This window comes from Pseudomonas sp. AC083, assembly GCF_979253165.1.
In genome coordinates, this window is record NZ_CEEDDH010000273.1 from 1 (window position 1) to 247 (window position 247).

The 247-nt window shown below is 66.8% G+C and carries 1 pseudogene; it reads left to right on the forward strand.

Going from position 1 to position 247, the window contains the following annotated elements:
* Positions 1 to 97: 97 nt before the first annotated feature.
* Positions 98 to 247: pseudogene (locus AC0IXA_RS27940) on the forward strand (hypothetical protein); the annotation flags it as partial.

A 247-nucleotide genomic window follows, 5' to 3' on the forward strand; every position in this document is an offset into this window, starting at 1 on the left:
GTGGGATCGTCGCCCGATCGACCGAAAACTCCATCCTCGGAGAGCCGCACGTGAACGTGCTTGGCCTGAACCGCGCTTTGGACGCCGCCGCGCGCTGATGCCGGTCAGTGGCGACGGCAGACCGGATCCCGACGCCCTCCTGCGTGCAGCCGCGCAGGAGGGGAGGGGACGGCTGAAGATATTCCTCGGAGCAGCGCCCGGCGTTGGTAAAACCTTCGAAATGCTGTCGGAAGGCGCTGGACGACGC